Below are 3,185 nucleotides of genomic sequence, written 5' to 3' on the forward strand. Positions count from 1 at the left end.
GGGCCACCGGGCCCGGGTGCCGCGTCGTCCTCGGGGCCGGGGGGCGTCGTCGGGGCCTCCGGGCGCGTCCGCGGACCGCCGCTGGGCGGGGCGTACGGGTTGCTCACGGGTGCTCCTCGGCGTGGTCGGGCTGGACCCCAGTGTCCCACCCACGGCTACGAGCGCGCACCGGCGGATAGGGTCGGCCCGTGCCCAGCTCTCCCGACTCCCCGGTCGTGCCCTCGCAGGACCGCGTCGTCGTCCTCGTCTCGGGCGGTGGCTCCAACCTGGCTGCCCTGCTCGAGGCCCATCGGGACCCGGGCTACGGGGCGCGTGTGGTCGGCGTGGTGAGCGACCGGGTCGATGCCGGCGGGCTCGAGATCGCCCGCGCGGCCGGGATCCCCACCGCGGTCGTGTCGCCGAAGGACTTCGACGACCGCCCCTCCTGGGACCGGGGGATGGCCGAGGCGGTCGCGGTCTTCGACCCGGGTCTGGTCGTGAGCGCGGGGTTCATGCGCATCCTCGGGGCCCCGGTCCTGGACCGCTTCGAGCGGGTGATCAACACCCACCCTGCGCTGCTGCCCGCCTTCCCGGGGGCCCACGGGGTGCGTGACGCCCTCGCCTACGGGGTCACGGTCACCGGCTGCACGGTCCACCTGGTCGACGCCGGGGTCGACACCGGCCCGATCATCGCCCAGCAGGCGGTCGAGGTGCTGCCCGAGGACGACGAGGCCACCCTCCACGAGCGGATCAAGGTGGTCGAGCGGGCCCTGCTGGTCGACGTCGTCGGACGGGCTGCGCGTCACGGGATCCGCCTGGAGGGGCGCCAGGCACGGCTCCTCGAGCCCGCGGGCTAGACTCGCCACGGCCGTGACTGGCGTCCGAGGTGGAACCGACCACCAGGGAGCGGCCGAGTTCCCCTGCAGCGCACCGTCCGCCTGGGTGCCTGGGTCCCTGCCCGAGCCGGCAGCCGCGTGACCACCGTCGCGCGTCCACCGGCAGCGCCGACCCAGGAGGTCCCGTGCCGCACGACCTGCCCACCCTTCCCACCGTGACCGACCCGAGCGCCCCGCAGACCCGGCGCCCGCTGCGCCGTGCCCTGGTGAGCGTCTACGACAAGACCGGCCTGGCCGAGCTCGCCACCGCCCTGCACGCCGCCGGGGTCGAGATCGTCTCGACGGGTTCGACGGCCGGCCGGATCGCCGAGGCCGGGGTGCCGGTCACCCGGGTCGAGCAGCTCACCGGCTTCCCCGAGTGCCTCGACGGCCGGGTCAAGACCCTGCACCCGCGGGTGCACGCCGGGATCCTGGCGGACACGCGCCGGCCCGAGCACGTCGAGCAGCTGACCGAGCTCGGCGTCGAGGCCTTCGACCTCGTCGTCGTCAACCTCTACCCGTTCGCGGCCACGGTGGCGTCGGGGGCCGCCCCCGACGACGTCGTCGAGCAGATCGACATCGGGGGGCCGTCGATGGTCCGCGCGGCCGCGAAGAACCACCCGAGCGTCGCCGTCGTCGTCGACCCCGCCCGGTACACCGACGTCGCCGCGGCCGCCGCGGAGGGCTTCACCCTGGCCGAGCGTCGGGCCCTCGCCGGCGCGGCCTTCGCCCACACCGCGGCCTACGACGTCGCCGTCGCCTCGTGGTTCGCCTCCTCCTACGCCCCCGACGCCGAGGCCGAGTCCTCGGGCTTCCCGGCCTTCGCCGCGGCCACCTGGGAGCGCCAGTCGGTGCTGCGCTACGGCGAGAACCCGCATCAGCGCGCGGCCCTGTTCGTCAACCCCGCCGTGCCGGGTGCGGCCACCGGGCTGGCCCAGGCCGAGCAGCTGCACGGCAAGGAGATGAGCTACAACAACTACGTCGACGCCGACGCTGCCTGGCGGGCCGCGCACGACCACGCCGAGCCGGCCGTGGCGATCATCAAGCACGCCAACCCGTGCGGGATCGCCGTGGGGGCTGACGTCGCCCAGGCCCACTCCCGGGCCCACGCCTGCGACCCGCTCTCGGCCTTCGGCGGGGTGGTCGCCGCCAACCGCACGGTGACCAGGGCCATGGCCGAGCAGGTGGCACCCGTGTTCACCGAGGTGGTGCTGGCGCCGGACTTCGAGGCCGACGCGGTCGAGGTGCTGACCCAGAAGAAGAACATCCGGCTGCTGCGGGTGCCCGGACCGGCCAACACGGCGCCGGTCGAGCTGCGGCCGATCAGCGGCGGGCTGCTCATGCAGGGCGCGGACCGCGTCGACGCCGTGGTCGAGGGCGGCGGGGACGACCCGTCGACCTGGACCCTCGCGACGGGTCCGGCGGCCGACGACGCGACCCTGGCCGACCTCGCCTTCGCCTGGCGGGCGGTGCGCGCGGTCAAGTCCAACGCGATCCTGCTCGCGGCCGACGGTGCGTCGGTGGGCGTGGGCATGGGACAGGTCAACCGGGTCGACTCGTGCCGTCTCGCGGTCGAGCGGGCCAACGCGGGCCAGACCGAGCGGGCCCGGGGGGCGGTCGCGGCCTCGGACGCCTTCTTCCCCTTCGCCGACGGCCTTCAGGTGCTGCTCGACGCCGGGGTGCGCGCGGTCGTCCAGCCCGGTGGCTCGGTGCGGGACGAGGAGGTCGTCGCCGCGGCCCAGGCCGCCGGCGTGACCCTCTACCTCACCGGCACCCGCCACTTCGCCCACTGACCCCAGCCCACCCCGGCTCGTGTCAGAACCTCGGATACCCAGGGGTACCCGAGGTTCTGACACGAGCTCAGGCGGATCTCGTGTCAGAACCTGGGGGTGCCAGAGGTATCCCAGGTTCTGACACGAGGGGTGGGGGTCAGGGCAGGAGGGCGGTGCGCAGGGGGGTGGCGGGGTCCGTGGCGCGGGGGCGGTCCAAGGTCGGCAGGGTGGCACCGGCGAACAGCTTGCGCGCTGCGGCGACGTCGCGAGGACGGTCCACCGCGAGGACCGCGGTCAGCCGGTCGGTCCCCGGGGCGAACCACAGAGCGGTGAACCCGTCGCCGGCCCCGGCCGGGGTGCCGCGCAGCACGACCTCGTCGGCAGTGCCCGGCAGGCCGTAGCAGGCCAGCTCGTGGCCCAGCTGGGTCGAGAACACGTACGGTGCGAGGTCCTCGAGCGGGGCCTCCGGCTCGAGCAGCCCACGGACTGCGACGGCCGGGCCGCGCAGCGCGCCGTCCCAGTGGCCCCCGGGCACCCAGCCGTGCCGCGCGGACCGTCG

General features: G+C 75.3%; 3 protein-coding genes and 1 riboswitch. Of the genes, 2 read left to right on the forward strand and 1 reads right to left on the reverse strand.

Annotated features, from left to right (window positions below; all coding sequences use genetic code 11):
- Nucleotides 1–188 precede the first annotated feature (188 nt).
- Both purN and purH read left to right on the forward strand, forming a co-directional pair.
- Nucleotides 189–836 (forward strand): phosphoribosylglycinamide formyltransferase, encoded by a 648-nt coding sequence (purN, locus tag L0B03_RS15705; RefSeq protein WP_250447539.1) that lies wholly within the window; start codon nucleotides 189–191, stop codon nucleotides 834–836.
- A 3-nt stretch (nucleotides 837–839) separates the two neighbouring features.
- A riboswitch (ZMP/ZTP riboswitch) is annotated at nucleotides 840–930 on the forward strand.
- 70 nt (nucleotides 931–1,000) lie between these two features.
- Nucleotides 1,001–2,647 (forward strand): bifunctional phosphoribosylaminoimidazolecarboxamide formyltransferase/IMP cyclohydrolase, encoded by a 1,647-nt coding sequence (gene purH, locus L0B03_RS15710; protein ID WP_250447542.1) that lies wholly within the window; start codon nucleotides 1,001–1,003, stop codon nucleotides 2,645–2,647.
- Between the two features lie 136 nt (nucleotides 2,648–2,783).
- On the opposite strand, the gene L0B03_RS15715 is transcribed toward purH, so the two are convergent.
- On the reverse strand, nucleotides 2,784–3,185 hold a 402-nt coding region (locus L0B03_RS15715; protein ID WP_284501905.1), incomplete at its 5' end, for an oxidoreductase C-terminal domain-containing protein.

The organism is Actinotalea sp. C106, from assembly GCF_023630195.1.
Taxonomy (GTDB): domain Bacteria; phylum Actinomycetota; class Actinomycetes; order Actinomycetales; family Cellulomonadaceae; genus Actinotalea.